This is a genomic window from Streptomyces sp. NPDC089919, assembly GCF_040684615.1.
GTDB lineage: Bacteria > Actinomycetota > Actinomycetes > Streptomycetales > Streptomycetaceae > Streptomyces.
On record NZ_JBFBGK010000110.1, the window covers coordinates 1 to 19,976 of the forward strand.

The 19,976-nt window shown below is 73.4% G+C and carries 17 protein-coding genes, 2 pseudogenes and 1 riboswitch; of the genes and pseudogenes, 8 read left to right on the forward strand and 11 right to left on the reverse strand.

All coding sequences use genetic code 11. The features are described 5' to 3' along the window. The 3 genes and pseudogenes from AB0O40_RS31420 to AB0O40_RS31430 form a co-directional block, all read left to right on the forward strand. Positions 1-95, forward strand: a pseudogene (locus AB0O40_RS31420) (hypothetical protein); the annotation flags it as partial. Further along, a pseudogene (locus AB0O40_RS31425) lies at positions 89-295 on the forward strand (hypothetical protein); the annotation flags it as partial. The pseudogenes AB0O40_RS31420 and AB0O40_RS31425, both read left to right, overlap by 7 nt. 397 nt (positions 296-692) lie before the next feature. Further along, on the forward strand, positions 693-2,615 hold the full coding sequence (locus tag AB0O40_RS31430) for an AAA family ATPase (RefSeq protein ID WP_365048726.1): 1,923 nt from the start codon (positions 693-695) through the stop codon (positions 2,613-2,615). A gap of 2 nt (positions 2,616-2,617) precedes the next feature. Here the strand turns inward: AB0O40_RS31430 and AB0O40_RS31435 are convergent, their stop codons facing one another. The 10 genes from AB0O40_RS31435 to ribD form a co-directional block, all read right to left on the reverse strand. Next, the gene (locus tag AB0O40_RS31435; RefSeq protein ID WP_365048727.1) at positions 2,618-3,682 is read right to left on the reverse strand and encodes a hemolysin family protein; all 1,065 of its coding nucleotides are present in this window, start codon (positions 3,680-3,682) and stop codon (positions 2,618-2,620) included. Beyond that, positions 3,679-5,067 carry a hemolysin family protein gene (locus AB0O40_RS31440; RefSeq protein ID WP_365048729.1) on the reverse strand — a complete coding sequence of 463 codons (1,389 nt, stop codon included), beginning with the start codon at positions 5,065-5,067 and terminating at the stop codon, positions 3,679-3,681. The genes AB0O40_RS31435 and AB0O40_RS31440 overlap by 4 nt, the downstream gene beginning before the upstream one ends. A gap of 180 nt (positions 5,068-5,247) precedes the next feature. Then, the gene (locus AB0O40_RS31445; protein WP_365048731.1) at positions 5,248-5,709 is read right to left on the reverse strand and encodes a PH domain-containing protein; all 462 of its coding nucleotides are present in this window, start codon (positions 5,707-5,709) and stop codon (positions 5,248-5,250) included. Continuing rightward, positions 5,709-6,557 (reverse strand): ATP phosphoribosyltransferase, encoded by an 849-nt coding sequence (gene hisG, locus AB0O40_RS31450; RefSeq protein ID WP_365048733.1) that lies wholly within the window; start codon positions 6,555-6,557, stop codon positions 5,709-5,711. The genes AB0O40_RS31445 and hisG overlap by 1 nt, the downstream gene beginning before the upstream one ends. 95 nt (positions 6,558-6,652) lie before the next feature. After that, the gene (locus AB0O40_RS31455; protein WP_365048735.1) at positions 6,653-6,934 is read right to left on the reverse strand and encodes a phosphoribosyl-ATP diphosphatase; all 282 of its coding nucleotides are present in this window, start codon (positions 6,932-6,934) and stop codon (positions 6,653-6,655) included. Positions 6,935-6,993: 59 nt separating this feature from the next. Continuing rightward, positions 6,994-7,479, reverse strand: a complete 486-nt coding sequence (ribH, locus tag AB0O40_RS31460) for a 6,7-dimethyl-8-ribityllumazine synthase (RefSeq protein WP_365048737.1) — start codon at positions 7,477-7,479, stop codon at positions 6,994-6,996. A gap of 42 nt (positions 7,480-7,521) precedes the next feature. Continuing rightward, positions 7,522-8,808 (reverse strand): bifunctional 3,4-dihydroxy-2-butanone-4-phosphate synthase/GTP cyclohydrolase II, encoded by a 1,287-nt coding sequence (locus tag AB0O40_RS31465; protein WP_365048739.1) that lies wholly within the window; start codon positions 8,806-8,808, stop codon positions 7,522-7,524. After that, entirely contained in the window at positions 8,805-9,467 is a 663-nt protein-coding gene (locus AB0O40_RS31470) for a nicotinamide mononucleotide transporter family protein (RefSeq protein ID WP_365048741.1), read from the reverse strand. Before AB0O40_RS31470 ends, AB0O40_RS31465 begins: the two co-directional genes overlap by 4 nt. Then, entirely contained in the window at positions 9,464-10,099 is a 636-nt protein-coding gene (locus tag AB0O40_RS31475; RefSeq protein WP_365048742.1) for a riboflavin synthase, read from the reverse strand. The genes AB0O40_RS31470 and AB0O40_RS31475 overlap by 4 nt, the downstream gene beginning before the upstream one ends. Then, complete coding sequence (gene ribD / locus AB0O40_RS31480) at positions 10,100-11,191, reverse strand: bifunctional diaminohydroxyphosphoribosylaminopyrimidine deaminase/5-amino-6-(5-phosphoribosylamino)uracil reductase RibD (RefSeq protein ID WP_365048744.1); 1,092 nt, start codon at positions 11,189-11,191, stop codon at positions 10,100-10,102. A 181-nt stretch (positions 11,192-11,372) separates the two neighbouring features. Further along, positions 11,373-11,503, reverse strand: a riboswitch (FMN riboswitch). 280 nt (positions 11,504-11,783) lie between these two features. Here ribD and AB0O40_RS31485 point away from each other — a divergent pair. Continuing rightward, on the forward strand, positions 11,784-14,192 hold the full coding sequence (locus tag AB0O40_RS31485; RefSeq protein WP_365048746.1) for a chitinase C-terminal domain-containing protein: 2,409 nt from the start codon (positions 11,784-11,786) through the stop codon (positions 14,190-14,192). A 197-nt stretch (positions 14,193-14,389) separates the two neighbouring features. After that, the gene (locus AB0O40_RS31490; protein ID WP_365048748.1) at positions 14,390-15,163 is read left to right on the forward strand and encodes an NAD(P)H-binding protein; all 774 of its coding nucleotides are present in this window, start codon (positions 14,390-14,392) and stop codon (positions 15,161-15,163) included. On the opposite strand, the gene AB0O40_RS31495 is transcribed toward AB0O40_RS31490, so the two are convergent. Next, positions 15,160-16,296, reverse strand: a complete 1,137-nt coding sequence (locus tag AB0O40_RS31495) for an ROK family transcriptional regulator (protein WP_365048750.1) — start codon at positions 16,294-16,296, stop codon at positions 15,160-15,162. The two genes, AB0O40_RS31490 and AB0O40_RS31495, sit on opposite strands and share 4 nt — an antisense overlap. Positions 16,297-16,352: 56 nt before the next feature. Here AB0O40_RS31495 and AB0O40_RS31500 point away from each other — a divergent pair, with 56 nt between their 5' ends. The 3 genes from AB0O40_RS31500 (at position 16,353) to AB0O40_RS31510 (ending at position 19,871) form a co-directional block, all read left to right on the forward strand. Continuing rightward, a complete protein-coding gene (locus tag AB0O40_RS31500) occupies positions 16,353-17,573 on the forward strand; it encodes an MFS transporter (protein WP_365048752.1) in 1,221 nt (406 codons plus the stop codon). Between the two features lie 116 nt (positions 17,574-17,689). Beyond that, positions 17,690-19,102, forward strand: coding sequence for a solute carrier family 23 protein (locus AB0O40_RS31505; protein WP_365048754.1), 1,413 nt, complete (start codon positions 17,690-17,692; stop codon positions 19,100-19,102). Between the two features lie 79 nt (positions 19,103-19,181). After that, positions 19,182-19,871, forward strand: a complete 690-nt coding sequence (locus AB0O40_RS31510) for a DUF5995 family protein (protein ID WP_365048756.1) — start codon at positions 19,182-19,184, stop codon at positions 19,869-19,871. Positions 19,872-19,976 lie beyond the last annotated feature (105 nt).

Here is a 19,976-nt window from a genome sequence, read left to right on the forward strand (position 1 = left end):
AGCTCTTGGCCGAGGGCTTCACCACCGTCGCCCTGACCTACATCGGCTCCGACATCACCGCGCCCGTCTACCGCCACGGCACCATCGGCGCCGCCGGGACGGGAGTGAGCTCGCCGGGTTCTGGGACGAATGGGAGCGCGCGGAGCGCGCACACTTCGCCGAGGACCCTTCGCGCCCCTTCGCGGACACTCTGGTGCGGCAGAGGGATACGGGATACGAGTGGACTTCCGGGGCCGCTGCGACCCCGGAAGGGGCCGTTCCCGTCACCGAAGGTGACGACCTGCCCCGGGCCTGAGGGACCCCGCTCCGGGGCCGTCCGGAAGCCTTCCGGAGGCGCTTGACCGGAGCCCCGCGCAGGTCTTACGTTCTGAATGTGCGGTCTTACGAGGCCGGCACGGACACGGAGCCCCCGATTGTTCCCCCGTGATCGGGGGCTTCGCGCCGTCCCGGACCGCCTCCGGCGGCCCCGATCGCCCGCCTCTTCCTCACCCTCCGTCACCACCGCCGCTGCGGCCCCACCCCGGCCAGTGCTCGCGACAGCCTGTGTAAGGAACGTCACCGCAGGTACGATGCGACCGGCGATCTCAAGGCTCAGTCGCGCAACTCCCGTCCACGACGCGGAGGTTTGGTCAGTCCGGCAGTCGGGCAGAGGCCCGGACGCGCACCACGGGGGCAGGCTTGTGGGGGATGGGATGGACTTCGGCACGCAGGGCAGCCCGCACGCCCCGGCCGAACTCGCCTGGCTGCGAGGGGTGGACGCCTACACGATGGGCGCCTATCCGCAGGCCGAGGAGGAGTTCCGGGCCGCCGTACGACTCGACCCCGCGATGGCCGACGCCTGGCTCGGCCTGCACGCGCTGCGGGTGGACACCGCCAACGCCCTGCTGCGGATGTACGCCCACCGCGAGCGGTTCGGCGAACAGCGCACCCGTCACCGCCGCACCCTGAACTCCTGGTACTGGCTGGGCTGGTGGGTGCAGCCGGTGCTGGAGAGCCGCCGGGACCTGTTACTGGCCCACGCCTCCCACTGGCTCGACGGCCGGCACGTCCCCGAACTGGACCGGGCGCTGGCGGGCCTGCCGCCGGTGGACACCGACCCGCAGGTCCGCTTCCTGCACGCCTGCCGGGCGTACCTGGTGAAGGACTGGGACCAACTGGTGCGGCACACCGAGCCGTTGGTCGACGATGCGCTGCTGGGCATCGAGGCGGGGCTGTTCGGCGGGATGGCCCGGGTCCGGCTGGAGATGTACGGGCAGGCCGAACCGCTGCTGTCGGCCGCGCTGATGCGCTGCCGCAGCGAACAGCCGCAGCGCAAGGAGCTGCGCTACTGGCTGGCCCGGGCCCATGAGGGCACCGGCCGCAGCGCCGCCGCGCTCCCCCTGTACCGGGCCGTGCACCGGGTCGACCCGGCCTTCATGGACACCGCCGCCCGGCTCACCGCCATCGCCGAGGGGGACGGGCTGGACGGCCCGGACGGCCTGGACCTGTACGACCCGGGCCTGAGCGCCGATCTGGCCCCGGTGGCCCTGGCCGGCGGCCTGGGCCAGGACGGCGCCCTGGAGACAGAGCCGCCGGCCGTGGAGCCGCCGGAGGGCCGGGAGCCGCGCTTCGGCCCCGGCCCGGGCTCACCGCCGGTCGGTTCCGCCGTGCCGCGCGAGGGGGCCCGCCGCAAGTCCCTGCCGGCGCAGCAGGGCCCGCCCGGGCTGCCGGCCGGGCCGGCCGATCCGGAGCTGCTGGCCGACGCGCTGGCGGAGCTGGAGCGGATGGTCGGACTGGAGCCGGTCAAGCGGCAGGTCAAGGCGCTCTCGGCGCAGCTGCACATGGCCCGGCTGAGAGCCGGGCAGGGGCTGCCGGTGCAGCCGCCGAAACGCCACTTCGTCTTCTCGGGGCCCTCCGGGACGGGCAAGACCACCGTCGCCCGGATCCTGGGCCGGGTCTTCTACGCCCTCGGGCTGCTGGGCGGGGACCACCTGGTGGAGGCCCAACGCGCCGATCTGGTCGGCGAGTTCCTGGGCCAGACCGCGGTCAAGGCCAACGAGCTGATCGACTCGGCGCTGGGCGGGGTGCTGTTCGTGGACGAGGCCTACAGCCTCTCCAACTCCGGCTACAGCAAGGGCGACGCGTACGGGGACGAGGCGCTGCAGGTGCTGCTCAAGCGCGCCGAGGACAACCGCGACCACCTGGTGGTCATCCTGGCCGGCTACCCGGCCGGGATGGACCGGCTGCTGGCCACCAATCCGGGGCTGTCCTCCCGCTTCACCACCCGCGTGGACTTCCCGAGCTACCGGCCGCTGGAACTGACCGCCATCGGGCGGGTGCTGGCCGACGCGAACGGCGACCGGTGGGACGAGGAGGCGCTGGACGAGCTGCGGTCCATCAGCGGGCACGTGGTGGACCAGGGCTGGATCGACGAGCTGGGCAACGGCCGCTTCCTGCGGACGCTGTACGAGAAGAGCTGCGCGTACCGGGACCTGCGGCTGGCGGGGTACGCCGGTACGCCCACCCGCGAGGACCTGGCGACCCTGCGGCTGGCGGACCTCATGCAGGCGTACGGCGAGGTCCTGTCGGGCCGGGGACCGGCGGACCGGGGGCGGCCGGAGCCGCCCCCGGTCTAGGGTCAGACGCCGGCCGGGCTGGCCGGGCGGCGCGGGCCGACCAGCCGGTGGGCCGGGTCGCGGACCTCTCCGACCAGCATCTCCAGGACGTCCTCCAGGGCCACCAGCCCCAGCACCCGGCCGTCGGGGTCGGCGACCTGCGCCAGGTGGGTGGCGTCCCGCCGCATCACCGACAGGGCGTCGTCCAGCGGCAGGGTGGCGCACAGGGTGGTCATCCGGCGCCACACGTGCTGGGGCACCGCCCGCTCCCGGTCCTCCAGCTCCAGCACGTCCTTGACGTGCAGGTAGCCCATGAAGGCGCCGCTCTCGGAGCGGACCGGGAAGCGGGAGTAGCCGGTGCGGACGGTCAGCTGCTCGACCTCCCGCGGGGTGGCCGAGGGGCCGACGGTGACCAGCTGGGAGCGGGACAGCAGGACGTCGGTGACCGGGCGGCTGCCCAGCTCCAGGGCGTCCTCCAGGCGCTCCTGCTCGACCGGTTCGAGCAGTCCGGCCTGCCGGGAGTCCTCCACCAGGCGGCCGAGCTGGCTGCTGTCGTAGACGGCCTCCACCTCGTCCTTGGGCTCCACCCGGAACAGCTTGAGCACCAGCCGGGCGCAGGCGCCCAGGGCCGTGGTGACCGGCCCGCAGACCCGGGCGAAGCCGACCAGGCCCGGGCTGAACCACAGGGCGGCCTTCTCCGGCGCGGCCATCGCCAGGTTCTTCGGCACCATCTCGCCGATGACCAGGTGGAGGAAGACCACCGCGGCCAGCGCCAGGGCGTACCCCAGCGGGTGGATCAGGCCCTCGGGCACGCGTACGGCGTGGAAGACGGGCTCCAGCAGCCGGGCCACGGTGGGCTCGGCCACCGCGCCCAGGGTCAGCGAGCACAGGGTGATGCCGAACTGCGCGGCGGCCATCATCCGCGGCAGGTTCTCCAGGCCGTGCAGCACCTGTCGGGCCCGGGCCGAGTCGGCCGCCAGCGGCTCGATCTGGCTGCGCCGGACCGAGACCAGGGCGAACTCGGCGGCCACGAAGAAGCCGTTGGCGAACACCAGCAGCAGGGCGAAGAGGAGTTGCAGGAGGTTCATCGGCTGACCGCCATCTCGGGGAGGTCGGCGCGGCCGGCCGCCGGGTGCGCCGCCGCGGGCTGGTCCGCGCCGGCCGGGGCGGTGCGCACCAGGCGCACCCGCTCGGCCCGGTAGCGGCCGACCTGGCGCACCGAGAGCTTCCAGCCCGGCAGTTCGGCCCGGTCGCCGGGGGCCGGGATCCGGCCGAGCAGGTCGGCGACCAGTCCGGCGACGGTCTCGTAGGGGCCCTCGGGCACCTCGAGGCCTATCCGGCGCAGGGTGTGGACGCGGCAGGAGCCGTCGGCGTCCCAGGCGGGCCGGCCGTCCTCGGCGGGCACGGTGGCGAGCTCGGGAGTCTCCTCCTCGGCCCGGTCGTGCTCGTCGCGGACCTCGCCGACCAGTTCCTCGACGATGTCCTCCAGGGTGACCACCCCGGCGGTGCCGCCGTACTCGTCGACGACCACGGCCATCGGCTGCTCGCTGCGCAGGCGTTCCAGCAGCGGCTGGACCGGCAGGCTGCCGGGGACCAGCAGCGGGGGCACGGCGATCCGGGCGACCGTGGTGCGGCCGCGCTGCGACTCGGTCACCGCGAGGGCGTCCTTGAGGTGCACCACGCCGACCACCTCGTCGATCCGGTCCCGGTAGACCGGGAAGCGGGACAGACCGGTGGCCCGGGTCAGGTTGAGCACGTCGGCCGCGGTGGCGTCCGTCTGGAGGGCGCTGACCTTCACCCGGGGGGTCATCACGTGCTGGGCGGTGAGGTCGGCGAGCGAGAGGGTGCGGACGAACAGGTCGGCCGTGTCCTGTTCCAGGGCGCCCTGTTCGGCCGAGTGGCGTACCAGGGAGACCAGCTCGCCGGGGGTGCGGGCGGAGGCCAGCTCCTCGGCGGGCTCCACGCCCAGGGCGCGCACCAGCCGGTTGGCCACGGCGTTGAGGGCCGCGATCACCGGGCGGAAGGCGCGCGAGAAGGCGTGCTGGGGGCCGGCCACGAAGCGGGCCACCTGGAGCGGCCGGGAGACCGCCCAGTTCTTGGGGACCAGTTCGCCGACGACCATCTGGACGGCGGCGGCCAGCAGCATGCCGGTCACCACGGCCACCGAGGGCACCGCGCCGTGCGGCAGGCCGGTGGCGGTCAGCGGGCCGGTGAGCAGGGCGGCCAGGGCGGGCTCGGCGAGCATGCCGGTCACCAGGGAGGTGAGGGTGATGCCGAGCTGGGTGCCGGAGAGCTGGAAGGACAGCTCCCGCAGGGCCGTGACGACCGTACGGGCCCTCCGGTCGCCTTCGGCGGCGGCGCGCTCGGCGTCCGGCCGGTCGACGGTGACGAGGCCGAACTCGGCCGCCACGAAGAAGCCGTTGGCCAGGATCAGGGCGAAGGCCGCCGCGAGCAGGAGTAGCGGGATGGTCATGCCGCCGCCTCGGGTGAGGTGGCGGCGCGGGTACTACCGGACGATCCGTCCATTGCTGGAGGGAGTCACTCCTCTAAGAGCAGGGGCCCCACGGGCCCGGCTGTGCCGGGACACGGAGGCGGGGCGCTCGGATGCGCCCCGCCACCAGGGTAGTCATTGAGATCGGGACCGCAATGGCGGTCAGCCGTCGTGCGTGCCGCTCCCGCGGGACTCGGCCAGCGCGCGCAGCGCCCGGGCGTCCGCGATGGCCTGCTGCTTGGCCACGCCGGGCTGGATGCCGAGGGCCGGCAGGCTGGTGCCGTCGCTGAGGTCGAGGAACACCCAGGGGTCACCCGGGCGGAGGTTCACCCGGAGGATCTGCGCCCAGGCCAGCCGTCGCTTGGTGGTGAGGTTGACGACGGTGACCCCGTCCTCGTCCGCGACCACCTTGGGGCGGCTGAGCAGCACCAGGACGGAGGTGAGCAGCGCCGCCGTGAAGACGAAGCTGATCCGCTCCCCCGGGCCCAACCGCTCCAGCAGGAGGGCGATCACCGTGATGGTGGTGAACATGACCAGGCCGGTGCCCAGGAGCACGGCCCGGGTCCGGGTCGGCCGGAAGGTGACGGGCAGCGCGGGTGCCCCGGCGGGGGTGTGCGCGGCCATCAGAGGCGGCAGGCGTGGATCGAGGTGGTCAGGATCGCGCGGGCGCCGAGCTCGTAGAGGTCGTCCATGATGCGCTGCGCCTCGCGGGCCGGGACCATGGCCCGGACCGCGACCCAGCCCTCGTTGTGTAGCGGGGAGACGGTGGGCGACTCCAGGCCCGGGGTGAGGGCCACGGCCCGCTCCAGGAACTCGGCGCGGATGTCGTAGTCCATCATCACGTAGCTGCGGGCCACCAGGACGCCCTGGAGGCGGCGCAGGAACTGCTGCACCTGGGGGTGGTCGGCGTCCGCGCCGTCCCGCCGGATGACCACGGCCTCGGAGTGGAGGATCGGCTCGCCGATGACCTCCAGGCCGGCGTTGCGCAGGCTGGTGCCGGTCTCGACCACGTCCGCGATGATCTCGGCGACGCCGAGCTTGATGGCGGTCTCGACCGCGCCGTCGAGGTGGACGACGGCGGCCTCGATGCCCTGCTCGGCGAGGTGCTTGGCGACGATGCCCTCGTAGGAGGTCGCGATCGTCAGGCCGTTGAAGTCCTCGGGGCCCTTGGCGGTGCCCGGGCGGGTGGCGTAGCGGAAGGTCGAGCGGCCGAAGTTCAGCGGCAGGATCTCCGCGGCGTTGGCGCCCGAGTCCAGCAGCAGGTCACGGCCGGTGATGCCGATGTCCAGCTTGCCGGAGGCGACGTAGATCGCGATGTCCTTGGGCCGCAGGTAGAAGAACTCGACCTCGTTCTCGGGGTCGATGGTGACGAGCTCCTTGGACTCCTTGCGCTGGCGGTAGCCGGCCTCATGGAGCATCGCCATCGCAGGTCCGGACAGTGAACCCTTGTTGGGGACGGCGATGCGCAGCATGAGGTCGGTTCCTTTGTTCGCGTAAGAGAGTGCTGTGCGGAGCGGTGGAGGGGCGCGGGGGCCCTCCCGGTGGTCACCGGGAGGGCCGGACCGGCTCAGAGATGGGCGTAGACCTCGTCGAGGGAGATCCCGCGGGCGACCATCATCACCTGGACGTGGTACAGCAGCTGCGAGATCTCCTCGGCGGCGGCTTCCTTGCCCTCGTACTCGGCGGCCATCCAGACCTCGGCGGCCTCCTCGACGACCTTCTTGCCGATGGCATGGACGCCCTTGCCGACCAGCTCGGCGGTGCGGGAGGTGCTGGGGTCGCCGTTGGCGGCCTTGAGCTGGAGCTCGGCGAAGAGCTCTTCGAAACTCTTAAGGGGTTTGTTCGCCATGATGTCCCCTAGCCTAAGGCTTCGGCCGCCCGCTCCGTCGCGAGGGTTCACTCCTTGGACTACCGCCAGGGCTCGCTGACGGTCCGCAGGGTCATGGCGGTGGCGACGGCGGCGGTGACCGCTTCGTGGCCCTTGTCCTCGTTGGACCCCTCGAGCCCGGCACGGTCCAGCGCCTGCTCGTCGTTGTCGCAGGTCAGCACGCCGAAGCCGACCGGGACGCCGGTGTCGATGGACACCTGTACGAGGCCCTGGGTGACGCCCTGGCAGACGTAGTCGAAGTGCGGGGTGCCGCCGCGGATGACCACGCCGAGCGCGACGATCGCGTCGTAGCCGCGCTCGGCGAGCACCTTCGCCACGACCGGGAGCTCGAAGCTGCCCGGCACCCGCAGCAGGGTGGGCTCGTCGATGCCCAGCTCGTGCAGGGCCCGCAGGGCCCCGTCCACCAGGCCGTCCATGACCTTCTCGTGCCACTGCGCCGCGATCACGGCGACCCGGAGGTCTCCGCAGTTCTTCACGCTCAGTTCGGGTGCGCCCTTGCCGCTCACAACTCTCCTCGGTGGTACTGCGATGGTCTCTTCGGTACGTGCTTACTGGTTGCCGCAGGTGGCAGCGGTGGCGGCCGCGTCCAGCCAGGGCAGGTCGTGCCCCATCCGGTCCCGCTTGGTGCGCAGGTACCGGAGGTTGTGCTCGCCGGCCTCGACGGGCATGGGCTCCCGGCCCAGCACGTCGATGCCGCCCCGGACCAGGGCCTCGGCCTTCTCGGGGTTGTTGGTCAGCAGCCGGACCTCCCGGACGCCGAGGTCGGCGAGGATCTGGGCGCCGGCCCCGTAGTCCCGGGCGTCGGCGGGCAGGCCGAGTTCGAGGTTGGCGTCGAGGGTGTCGCGGCCGCGCTCCTGGAGCTCGTAGGCGCGCAGCTTGGACAGCAGTCCGATGCCCCGGCCCTCGTGGCCGCGGAGGTAGACGACCACGCCCCGGCCCTCGTTCTTGATGCGCTCCATGGAGGCGTGCAGCTGGGGGCCGCAGTCGCAGCGCAGGGAGTGGAAGATGTCGCCGGTCAGGCACTCGGAGTGCATCCGGACCAGCAGGTCCCGGCCGTCGCCGACCTCGCCGTGGACCAGGGCGACGTGCTCGACGCCGTCGACCGTGGAGCGGTAGCCGTAGGCGGTGAACTCGCCGAAGGAGGTCGGCAGGCTGACCTCGGCCTCGCGGCGGACGGTCGGCTCGGCGGAGCGCCGGTAGGCGATCAGGTCCTCGATGGAGATGATCGTCAGGCCGTGCTTGCGGGCGAACGGGATCAGCTCGGGCAGCCGCAGCATCACGCCGTCCTCGCCGGCGATCTCGACGATCGCGCCGGCCGGGCGCAGGCCGGCGAGCCGGGCCAGGTCGACCGCGGCCTCGGTGTGGCCGTCGCGGACCAGGACGCCGCCGGGCTTGGCGCGCAGCGGGAAGATGTGGCCGGGGCGGACGAAGTCGCCGGCGGTGCTGGTGCCGGCGGCCAGCAGCTGGAGGGTGGTGGCGCGGTCGGCGGCGGAGATGCCGGTGCTCACGCCGTGCGCGGCGGTGGCGTCCACGGAGACGGTGAAGGCGGTCTTCATCGACTCGGTGTTGTTGTCCACCATCTGGGGGAGCTCGAGCCGGTCCAGCTCGGGGCCCTCCATGGGGGCGCAGATCAGGCCGCGGCACTCGCTCATCATGAAGGCCACGATCTCGGGGGTGGCCTTCTCGGCGGCCACCACGAGGTCGCCCTCGTTCTCGCGGCCCTCGTCGTCGACGACCACGACGGGGCGGCCGGCGGCGATGTCGCGGATGGCCTGCTCGACGGGGTCGAGGCGGAAGATCTCGTAGTCGTCCGGGACGGGCTTGAGGGTGGTCATGCCGTCGCTCCTTCCAGGGCCGTGGCGGGGGTGGTGGGGGCGGTGCGCGAGCGCTGGTACCAGTCGTAGGCGCCCCACAGGACGAGCGCTCCGTAGATCACGTACACGAGACCGGAGAAGGCGTAGCCGTTGGCGAAGGCGAGCGGTACGCCGACCGCGTCGACCAGCAGCCAGGCGAACCAGAACTCGACCATGCCCTTGGCCTGGGCGTACATGGCGACGACGGTGCCGACGAACACGTACGCGTCGGGCCAGGGGTCCCAGGAGAGAGTCGGGAAGGCGGTGAAGAGCCCGCCGACGGCCAGGGTGCCGACGGCGGCGGCGCCCAGCAGCAGGCCCCGCTCGCGCCAGCTGGCGAAGCGGACGGCCAGCGAGCCGTCCTGGGCCTGGCGGCTGCCGCGGCTCCACTGCCACCAGCCCCACAGGGCCACGGTGACGACGACGACCTGCTTGCCGGCGCTGCCGGAGAGGTGGCCGGAGGCGAAGGCGGTGAAGAGGATCACGCCGGAGAGGAACTGGGTGGGCCAGGTCCATATGGAGCGGCGCCAGCCGAGGGCGAGGGCGGCCAGCCCCATCGTGTTGCCGATCATGTCGGCCCAGATGATGTGCTGGTCGAAGACCGTGAAGGCCTCCGTGTTCAACCACGACACGGCGCTCACTCGGCCACCTCCGGGCTCTCGGTACGGGCGGAGCCGGGCACCACGCCGGCGCCCAGCAGACGCTCCACGTACTTCGCGAGCACGTCGACCTCAAGGTTGACCGGGTCCCCGGGCTGCTTGATGCCGAGGGTGGTCAGCGCGAGGGTGGTGGGGATGAGGCTGACGGTGAAGAAGTCGGCGGCGGCCTCGACGACGGTGAGGCTGACCCCGTCGATGGTGATCGAGCCCTTCTCGACCACGTACCGGGAGAGCTCCGGGGGGAGCGCGACCTTCACGATCTCCCAGTGCTCGGAGGGGGTCCGCGAGACGATGGCGCCGGTGCCGTCGACGTGCCCCTGGACCAGGTGGCCGCCGAGGCGGCCGCCCAGGGCCATCGGCCGCTCGAGGTTGACCCGGGAGCCGACCTCCAGGGCGCCGAGGCTGGAACGCTTCAGGGTCTCCTGCATCACGTCGGCGGTGAACTCGCCGGCCTCGGTCTCGACGACCGTCAGGCAGACGCCGTTGACGGCGATCGAGTCGCCGTGCTTGGCGCCCTCGGTGACGAGCGGGCCGCGCAGCCGGAAGCGGGACGCGTCCGGGAGCTGCTCGATGGCGGCGACCTCGCCCAGTTCTTCGACGATTCCGGTGAACACTCAGTGCTCCTTGGGGGCGGTGGTGGGGACGGCGGTGATGCGGAGATCGGGGCCCGTGCGGACGGCCTCGGTGATGTCGAGGCGCAGTGCCCGGGCGATGTTCGTGATGCCGGCGTCGGTGAGGGCCGCGGGGCCCGCGCCGAGGAGTGCCGGGGCGAGGTAGCCGACCACCCGGTCGACGGCGCCGGCCGCGACGAAGGAGCCGGCCAGGGTGGCGCCGCCTTCGAGGAGGAGGCCGCGCACGCCGCGGGCGTACAGGGCGGCGAGGAGTTCCCCGACGTCGACGCGGCCCTCGTGCAGCGGGAGCCGCAGCAGGTCGGTACCGGGCAGGTGGGCGGTGTCGGCGTGCTCGCCGACCACGACCAGGGTGGGCGCCGCGTCGTCGAGGACGCGGGCGCCGGGCGTGAGGGTGGCGCGGGCGTCGAGGACCACCCGCAGCGGCTGGGTGGCGCCCTCGACGCCGCGGACCGCGAGGTGCGGGTCGTCGGCGCGCAGGGTGCCGGTGCCGGCCAGCACGGCGTCGCTCTCGGCGCGCAGCCGGTGCACGTCGGCGCGGGAGGCGGCGGAGGAGATCCAGCGGCTGCTGCCGTCCGCGGCGGCGGTGCGGCCGTCGAGGGTGGCGGCGTACTTCCAGGTGACGTGCGGGCGGCCGAGCCGGACGGCGGTGAGCCAGGCGGCGTTGCCGGCCTCGGCCTCGGCGGCCAGCAGGCCCCCGGTGACCTCGACCCCGGCCGCGCGCAGGGTGGCGGCGCCGCCGGTGGCCTCGGCGTTCGGGTCGGCCACGGCGTAGTGGACCCGGGCGATGCCGGCCTCGATCAGGGCCTGGGCGCAGGGGCCGGTGCGGCCGGTGTGGTTGCAGGGTTCGAGGGTGACGTACGCGGTGCCGCCGCGGGCCGCCTCGCCGGCCGCGGCCAGCGCGTGCACCTCGGCGTGCGGGCCGCCGGCCCGCTGGTGCCATCCCTCGCCCGCCACGCGTCCGGCGGCGTCGGTGACGACGCAGCCGACGACCGGGTTGGGGCTGGTGGAGCCGAGACCACGGGCGGCGAGCGCGACGGCTCGGCGCATGGCGTCCGTGTCTGCGGTGGTGGCCACCGGGTCCTCCTGCCTCATCGGGCACGGACTCCGGGGCTGTCGATGACGACAGAGAAGCGGGACACTCGCGGGATACGCCGATGACCGGCAGGAATGCCGGTGCCGGGCGGTTCCGCCGCCGCGTACGCAAGAGCGCGTACGCCGGGGAAACCGCCGAAGGCGGCGTACCGTGACTGGCCCGCCGCGCACTGCCTCCCATCCGGACTTTAACCGTCGGTCCAGGAATTTCACCTGGTCAACCGGCCGCTGGCTGCGGACGGGTCGCGGACTATAACCGCCGGTTCGGAATTACACCGACCCCGGAGTGCGCTGCTACTGGTACTGGGGTCAGTGTGCCACGGCCCCCGGGGGGTCACGCCAGCCGGGCAATGTGGCCTGGCTCACAGCCCAGCTCTTCTCCAGCAGCTCCCGAGCGGGCGGTCACGCCTTGCCGCGGAAATGGTCCAGACCTATTGACGGCGTGGTCTAGTCCTCTTAATCTCTGCTTCACATTCCCGGGAGACAGCCCGTCAGATGTGCGCACATCACGGGTCAACACGCGCCACTCCTCAGTCCGTTGTGTCCTGCCAACCTCCCCTCCCCAGGAGGCACAATGCTGTCCCCCACGCGCACCAGAGCCATGGTGCTGGCATCCGGCGCCGCCGTCGCGGGCCTGCTCTTCAGCACCCTGTCGACCGGCGTCTCGCACGCGGCCGACGACTCCGCCTGCCGCCCCGACGGGCTCTACCAGACCCCGGGCGTCGACGTCCCGTACTGCTCGGTCTACGACACCGAGGGCCGCGAGAAGATGGGCGCCGACCACCAGCGTCGGGTCATCGGCTACTTCACCGGCTGGCGCACCGGCAAGGACGGCACCCCCGCCTACCTCGCCAGCAACATCCCGTGGGGGAAGGTCACCCACCTCAACTACGCCTTCGGCCACGTCGGCGGCGACAACAAGCTCTCGGTGGGCGCGGACGGCCCGAACAACGCCGCGACGGGCATGACCTGGCCGGGCGTGGCGGGCGCGGAGATGGACCCGTCCCTCCCGTACAAGGGCCACTTCAACCTGCTGACCAAGTTCAAGAAGCAGTACCCCAACGTCAAGACGCTGATCTCGGTCGGCGGCTGGGCGGAGACCGGCGGCTACTTCGGCGACGACGGCAACCGCGTGAGCTCCGGCGGCTTCTACTCCATGGCCACCAACGCCGACGGCTCGGTCAACCAGGCCGGCATCGACACCTTCGCCAACTCCTCCGTGGACTTCATCCGGAAGTACGGCTTCAACGGCGTCGACATCGACTACGAGTACCCGACCACGATGAAGGACGCCGGCAACCCGCTGGACTGGTCGCTGTCCAACGGCCGCCGCGCGGGTCTGGTCAAGGGCTACGCCGCGCTGATGAAGACGCTGCGGGAGAAGCTGGACCGGGCGGGCGCCGCGGACGGCAAGCACTACCTGCTCTCGGTCGCCGCCCCCTCCTCCGGGTACCTGCTGCGCGGCATGGAGACGTTCCAGATGCAGAAGTACCTGGACTACGTCAACATCATGTCCTACGACCTGCACGGCGCCTGGAACGAGTACGTCGGTCCCAACGCCTCGCTCTTCGACGACGGCAAGGACGCCGAGCTGGCCGCCGCGGGCGTGTACTCCACCTCCCAGTACGGCGGCATCGGCTACCTGAACACCGACTGGGCCTACCACTACTTCCGCGGCTCCATGCCGGCCGGCCGGATCAACATCGGCCTGCCCTACTACACCCGCGGCTTCAAGAACGTCACCGGCGGCACCAACGGCCTGTGGGGCAAGGCCGCGGCGACCAGCTGTCCGGCCGGCGCGGGCCTGACCAAGTGCGGCGACGGCGCGGTCGGCATCGACAACCTCTGGCACGACCTGGACACCAACGGCGTCGAGGCACCGGCCGGCTCCAACCCGATGTGGCACGCCAAGAACCTTGAGAAGGGCGTGGTCGGCGACTACGTCACCAAGTACGGCTTCCCGGCGAACACCACCCTGACCGGCACCTACGTCCGCAACTACGACTCCACGCTGGTGGCGCCGTGGCTGTGGAACGCGCAGAAGAAGGTCTTCCTCTCCACCGAGGACGAGCAGTCGGTGAAGGCCAAGGCCGACTACGTGGTCAGCAAGGGCATCGGCGGCACCATGGTCTGGGAGCTGGCGGGCGACTACGGCTACAACGCCGCCAAGGGCCAGTACGAGATGGGCGACACGCTCACCAGCACGATGTACGACACCTTCAAGGCGGCCGCGCCCTACGGCGCCAAGCGCGCCACGATCACGATGCCGACCCAGGCCATCAAGGTCGACGCGGAGTTCGGTCAGTTCCCGCTCGGTGACTCGAACTACCCGATCAGCCCGAAGCTGAAGATCACCAACAACACCACGGCCACCCTGCCGGGCGGCACGGAGTTCCAGTTCGACTACTCCTCCTCGGCCCCGAACAACGCCAAGGACCAGTCCGGCTGGGGCACCACGGTGATCCGCAGCGACCACACCGGCAGCAACGTGGGCGGCCTCAAGGGCGACTACAACCGCGTCTCGCTGAAGCTGCCGAGCTGGCAGTCGCTGGCCCCCGGCGCCTCGGTCGAGCTGGACTTCGTCTACTACCTGCCGACCTCGACCCCGTCCAACTGGACGGTGACCTTCGGCGGCAACACCTACGGCATCGCCCAGGACCAGGCGCGCGGGGTGACCGTGGTCGAGCCGGGCTCGGGCACCACCACGGGCGGGACCACCGGCGGGACCACGGGCGGTACGACCGGCGGCACCACCGGCGGTACGACGGGCGGGACCACCGGCGGTACGACCGGCGGTACGACCGGCGGTACGACCGGCGGCGGCAGCTGCGCCAACCCGGCGTACGTCGCGGGCAACACCTACTCCGGCGGCGCGCTGGTCTCCCACAAGGCCCACAACTGGAAGGCCAAGTGGTGGACCCAGAACGAGGAGCCCGGCACCACCGGCCAGTGGGGCGTCTGGGAGGACCTCGGCGCCTGCTGACCCGTCCGCGGGAGTGAGGGACCGCGACGCAGAGGAGGGCCCGGCGGCCGCGTGCCGCCGGGCCCTCCGGCGTCCCCGCCGCCCCGCTGCCGACCCGCCGGACCCGGCGCCACAATCCCCGCGCGCCGGATGTCACGTTCCGGCCGGCCGTCCTGTCCCGTGTACGAAGACCCCGTACGCGAAAGGACACCAGGACCATGAGCACCATCCTCGTCACCGGCGGCACCGGCACCCTCGGCTCGCTCGTCACCGCCCGGCTGCGGGCCCGGGGCCACGAGGTGCGCGTGCTGAGCCGCCGCTCCCCCGAGTACCCGGTGGACCTCACCACCGGCGAGGGCCTGGACGCGGCGCTGGCCGGGGCGGACGCGGTGGTGCACTGCGCCAGCGACGCCCGGGGCGCCGGCAGGGGCGACGAGGCGGCGGCCCGCAACCTGGTCGCCGCCGCCCGCCGCAGCGGCCTGCGGCACCTGCTGTACATCTCGATCGTGGGGGTGGACGCGGTGCCCTTCCCGTACTACCGGCGCAAGCTGGCCGTCGAGCGGATCCTGGCGGAGTCCGGGCTCGGGGTGACGGTGCTGCGCGCCACCCAGTTCCACGACCTGCTCGGCATGGCCGCCGAGGCGCTGGGGAAGCTGCCCGTGGTGCCGGTGCCGAAGGGGGTGCCGGTGCAGCCGGTGGCCACCGACGACGTGGCCGCCCGGCTCGCCGAGCTGGCCGAGGGCGAGCCGGCCGGCCGGGTCCCCGACCTGGGCGGCCCCGAGACCCGCACCCTGGACGCCTGGCTGCGGACGTACTACGCCGGCCGCGGCCGGCGCCGCGCCGTGCTGCCCGTCCCCCTCTTCGGCCGGTCGTACGCGGCCTTCCGGCGCGGCGGGATCACCGCCCCCGGGCACGCCGACGGCACCGGCACCTTCGCGGCGTACGTGGCGGGCCTGCGTCCGGACGGCGGCAAGGCCCAGAACAGGCCCTAGCTCGCGAAGACCGCGTCCTGGGCGGCGGCGCGGGCGGTGAGCAGGGCGCCGCGCAGCACCGCCCCGTCGCCGAGTTCGGTGGCCAGCACCGCGGTGGGCACGGGCGTCAGGCCGCGCAGCCGGTCGGCCACCAGTTCGGCCAGGGCGGGCCCGCCGGCCAGTCCGATCTCGCCGCCGAGCACCACCCGGCCCGGGTCGAGCACGGCGGTCACCGCGGCCGCGCCCAGGGCGAGCCGTTCGGCGAGGGCGTCCAAGAAGGCCTTGCCCTCGGGGCCGGCCGCCACCGCGGTGCGCACCGCCGCCTCGGCCCGGCCGCCGAAGCCGTGCTCGCGGGCCAGGGCGGCGACCGCGGCCCCGCCCACCAGGCTGTGGAACCCGCCCTCGCAGTGGTCGGCCGAGGGCAGCCCGGCGGTGCCCGGCACGGGCAGGAAGCCCAGTTCGCCGGCGCCGCCCGAGGCGCCCCGGCGCAGCCGACCGTCGAGCACCAGCGCGGCACCGACCCCGTCGCCGAGCCAGAGCAGCACGAAGGAGTCGGCCTGGCGGCTGGCGCCCTCCGCGCGCTCGGCGACCGCCGCGAGGTTGGTCTCGTTCTCCACGATCACCCGGGACGCCAGCTCCCGCCGCTGGAGCGCCCCGGCCAGCTCCCGGTGCCAGTTCGGCAGTTTGACGGTGTTGCGCAGCTCTCCGCTGGCCGGGTCGATCAGGCCGGGCGCGCCCGCGCAGACCGTGTGCAGGACGGCGGCGCCGGCCTCGGCGGCGGTGCGGGCCACCAGCTCCACCGCCTCGGCGGCCGAGGAGGTCGGCTGGGCGGCCTCGGCCAGCGGCCGGCCCAGCAGGTCGGCGACGACCACCCGGACGCTCTCGGTGCGGACGTCGAGCGCGGCGAGGTGGGCGCGGCCGGCGACGATCCCGTAGACCTTGGCGTTGGGGCCCCGGCGCTGCGCTCCGGACTCCCCCACCACCTCGATCAGCCCGGCCGCGCAGAGCCGTTCGACCAGGTCGGCCACGCTCGGCCGGGACAGGCCGGTGTGCTCCTTGAGCTGAGCGGCCGTCAGGGGGCCCTGTTCCTGGAGGAGGTGCAGGGCGCGGCGGTCGTTCATGGCACGCGCGGTGCTCGGTGAGGCGGGACGCATGCGGGAATCCTAACGGCGGACTATTTATCAGGCAGGCTTCCTGATAGTTTATCGCCATGCCTGCTGAACCCCTCGACCTCATCGCCCTGCGGCGCGTCAACCGCGCCCGGAAATCCGTCGCCGCCGTCTTCTGCGTCCACGGGGCCGTGACCGGCAGCTTCGCCACCCGGATCCCGTGGATCGCGGACCACGCCTCGTTGAGCGCCGGCACCCTCGGCCTCGCCCTGGCCTTCCCCGCCGTCGGGGCGGCCCTCGCGATGCCCCTGGCCGGCCGGATCAACCACCGCTTCGGAGCCCGGCCCGCGCTGCGCGGCCTGCTGGCCCTGTGGACCCTCGCGCTCGCGCTGCCCTCGCTGGCCCCGAACCTGTGGGGACTGTGCCTGGCCCTGCTGGCGTACGGGGCCACGGCCGGGATGTCGGACGTGGCGATGAACGCCCTGGGCGTGGAGACCGAGAACCGGCTCGGCCGCTCGATCATGTCCTCGCTGCACGGCATGTGGAGCGTGGGCGCCCTGCTCGGCTCGGCCGCCGGCACGCTCGCCGCCCACGCGGGCGCGGACGCCCGGCTGCACCACCTGGTCGCGGCCCTGGTGCTGACCGGGCTCGGACTGCTGGCGGTCCGGGGCGTGCTGGACGTCCGCAGCCCCGCGGACGAGGAGCCGCCGCCGCACTTCGCTCCCCCGCCGCGCTCGGCCCTGCTCATCGGCGCGATCGGCTTCTGCGCGGTCTTCGCCGAGGGTGCGAGCATGGACTGGTCCGCGGTCTACCTGCGGGACGTGCTGGACACCGAGGCGGGCCTGGCCGCCGCCTCCACCACGGCCTTCGCGCTCACCATGGCGGTGGCCCGGCTCGCCGGCGACCGGGTGGTGGACCGCTTCGGGGCGGTGCGCACGGTCCGGGCCGGGGGCCTGCTGGCCACCGCCGGCGGCCTGCTGGTGGTGAGCGTCCGTGAGCCGTGGGCGGCGCTGGCCGGCTTCGGTCTGGTGGGCCTCGGCGTCGCGGTGGTCGTCCCGCTGGCCTTCGCGGCGGCGGCCCGCAGCGGTCCGGCGCCGGCCCAGGCGATCGCGGGCGTGGCGACGATCACCTACACCTCGGGGCTGATCGCGCCCTCCGCGATCGGTGCGGTGGCCGACGCCACCTCGCTGGTCTGGTCGTTCGGCCTGGTGACCGTGCTGGCCTGCGCGCTGGCCCTGGGGGCCGGGGTACTGCGGCAGCAGGGCCGGGTCCGGCACGCGGCCCCGGTGAAGCAGGACGAACCGGACAGAATTCACCACTAACATATCGCTCGTATGACCGGCCGCAGCGGCTGCCGGTCACCTCCGCGGCCCGCACGACGGCGGGACCGCGATCCGGCCGGCGGCGCTCCGCCGGCCTCGAGCGAACGGAGCGGTACATGGGCCTCGGCGTGCGCTGGACGCTGCACGGAGACGGGCGGTCCCCCGCCCCCGGCGCGGTGGTCCGGCCGGACGAGCGGCTGTCGTGGCCGCGGACCGCCGGGCTCGGCGCCCAGCACGTCGTCGCGATGTTCGGGGCCAGCTTCGTCGCCCCGGTGCTGATGGGGCTGGACCCCAACCTGGCCATCATGATGTCCGGCGTCGCGACGGTCATCTTCCTGCTGGCCACCCGCGGCCGGATCCCCAGCTACCTGGGCTGCTCGCTCTCCTTCGTGGGCGTGGCGGCGACGATCCGGGCGAGCGGCGGCTCCAGTGCCACCGTCACCGGCGCCGTCCTGGTGGTCGGCGCCGTGCTCTTCCTCGCCGGGCTCGCGGTCCGGCGCTTCGGGGCCCGGATCATCCACGCCGCGATGCCCCCGGTGGTCACCGGCGCCGTGGTGATGCTGATCGGCTTCAACCTGGCGCCCGTGACGGCCTCGACGTACTGGCCCCAGGACCAGTGGACCGCCCTGCTGGTGATGGCCTTCACCGGCCTCGCGGTGGTGTGCCTGCGCGGCTTCTGGTCCCGGATCGCGATCTTCCTGGGACTGCTCTTCGGGTACGGCATCTCCTGGCTCTTCGACCGGGTCTTCGGCAAGATCCACTCCACCGTGGGCGGCCCCGAGGCGGTGGACCACTGGCGGCTGGACCTCTCCGGGGTCGCCAAGGCGGAGTGGATCGGCCTGCCGTCCTTCCACGCCCCGGCCTTCGAGTGGTCGGCGATCCTGGTGGCGCTGCCGGTGGTGATCGCCCTGATCGCGGAGAACGCCGGACACGTCAAGGCCGTCGGCGAGATGACCGGGGACCCGCTGGACGACCAGTTGGGCACCGCCATCGCGGCCGACGGCGTCGCCTCCGTGCTCTCCACCGCGGTCGGCGGCCCGCCCAACACCACGTACTCCGAGAACATCGGCGTGATGGCGGCGACCCGGGTCTACTCCACCGCCGCGTACTGGGCGGCGGCCGGCTTCGCGCTCCTGTTCGGCCTGTGCCCGAAGTTCGGCGCCGTGGTGGCGGCCATCCCCGGCGGGGTGCTCGGCGGCATCACCGTGATCCTGTACGGCATGATCGGCCTGCTGGGCGCCCAGATCTGGCTGAACGGCCGGGTGGACCTGCGCAACCCGCTCAACCTGGTCCCGGCCGCGGCGGGCATCATCATCGGCGTCGGCGGGGTCAGCCTGAAGATCACCGACAACTTCCAGCTGGGCGGCATCGCGCTCGGCACGATCGTCGTGATCACCGGCTACCACGCGCTGCGGTACTTCGCCCCGGCGCACCTGAAGACCGGGGAGCCACTGCTCGACGCGGGCACCTCCGCCTACGACGAGCAGGGCCCGGCGTACGACGGGAAGGCCCCGGACGGGGGCCGGTAGCCGGGCGCTTCGCCCAAACCGGCGAAGCCTGCCGCTCTTCCCTCCCGCCGGCCGGTCCCCGCCTGGGACCCTCTGCGTCATGGCTCACATGACGCTGGACGTGTCGCTGGACCCGGTCGTGGCGCGGATGCGCGCGCTGGACGGGCTGCTCGACCCGCGGGACGGGGTCGCCGTCTTCAACCGGGTCTACCTCGCGGTCACCGAGGAGCTGCGGGACCGGATCGGGCGGGGCCGCTTCCCCGAGGCGCGCACCGCCACCACCCTGGCCGCCGTCTTCGCCGGGCGGTACCTGGCCGCCGTGGAGGCCGCGTACGAGGGGCACCGGGTGCCGGCCTGCTGGCGGCCGCTCTTCCAGTACCGCCGCCACCCCGGGGTGCGCCCGCTCCAGTACGCGCTGGCCGGCATCAACGCCCACATCGGCCACGACCTGCCGCTGGCGGTGGTCGCCAGCTGCCGGGAGCTTTCCCTGGAACCGGCGGCGCTGGAGGCCGACTTCGACCGGGTGGGCGACACCCTGGTCGCCCTCGAAGAGCGGATCCGCGAGGACCTGATGCCCGGGCCGGACCTGCTGGAGGTGGCCGACCCGCTGACCCACCTGCTCGGCTCCTGGAGCCTGGAGCGGGCCCGGGGCGCCGCCTGGTCCTCGGCCCGGCTGCTGTGGACGCTGCGGGCGCACCCGGAGCTGGCCGAGGAGGTGACCGACTCGCTGGACGCGGGGGTCGGGCTGGTCGGCCGGTGCCTGCTCACCCCGGCGCCCTGCCCGCGGTGACCGGCGCGGCACCGGCCCATGGAAACGGGCCGCCGCCGCGCTCGTGGCGCGGGGGCGGCCCGTAGTCATGGGGCGCTGCCGGGGGTGGCCCGGCGGGCGCGGCCG

Excerpts from the sequence above, each read along its gene's own strand:
- AB0O40_RS31490 (WP_365048748.1), top strand. The coding sequence starts at position 14,390 with ATGAGCACCATCCTCGTCACCGGCGGCACCGGCACCCTCGGCTCGCTC.
- AB0O40_RS31510 (WP_365048756.1), top strand. The coding sequence starts at position 19,182 with ATGGCTCACATGACGCTGGACGTGTCGCTGGACCCGGTCGTGGCGCGG.
- AB0O40_RS31445 (WP_365048731.1), bottom strand. The coding sequence starts at position 5,709 with ATGGCCGCGCACACCCCCGCCGGGGCACCCGCGCTGCCCGTCACCTTC.
- AB0O40_RS31430 (WP_365048726.1), top strand. The coding sequence starts at position 693 with ATGGACTTCGGCACGCAGGGCAGCCCGCACGCCCCGGCCGAACTCGCC.
- AB0O40_RS31495 (WP_365048750.1), bottom strand. The coding sequence starts at position 16,296 with ATGCGTCCCGCCTCACCGAGCACCGCGCGTGCCATGAACGACCGCCGC.
- AB0O40_RS31455 (WP_365048735.1), bottom strand. The coding sequence starts at position 6,934 with ATGGCGAACAAACCCCTTAAGAGTTTCGAAGAGCTCTTCGCCGAGCTC.
- AB0O40_RS31440 (WP_365048729.1), bottom strand. The coding sequence starts at position 5,067 with ATGACCATCCCGCTACTCCTGCTCGCGGCGGCCTTCGCCCTGATCCTG.
- AB0O40_RS31465 (WP_365048739.1), bottom strand. The coding sequence starts at position 8,808 with ATGACCACCCTCAAGCCCGTCCCGGACGACTACGAGATCTTCCGCCTC.
- hisG (WP_365048733.1), bottom strand. The coding sequence starts at position 6,557 with ATGCTGCGCATCGCCGTCCCCAACAAGGGTTCACTGTCCGGACCTGCG.
- AB0O40_RS31435 (WP_365048727.1), bottom strand. The coding sequence starts at position 3,682 with ATGAACCTCCTGCAACTCCTCTTCGCCCTGCTGCTGGTGTTCGCCAAC.
- AB0O40_RS31500 (WP_365048752.1), top strand. The coding sequence starts at position 16,353 with ATGCCTGCTGAACCCCTCGACCTCATCGCCCTGCGGCGCGTCAACCGC.
- AB0O40_RS31505 (WP_365048754.1), top strand. The coding sequence starts at position 17,690 with ATGGGCCTCGGCGTGCGCTGGACGCTGCACGGAGACGGGCGGTCCCCC.
- AB0O40_RS31485 (WP_365048746.1), top strand. The coding sequence starts at position 11,784 with ATGCTGTCCCCCACGCGCACCAGAGCCATGGTGCTGGCATCCGGCGCC.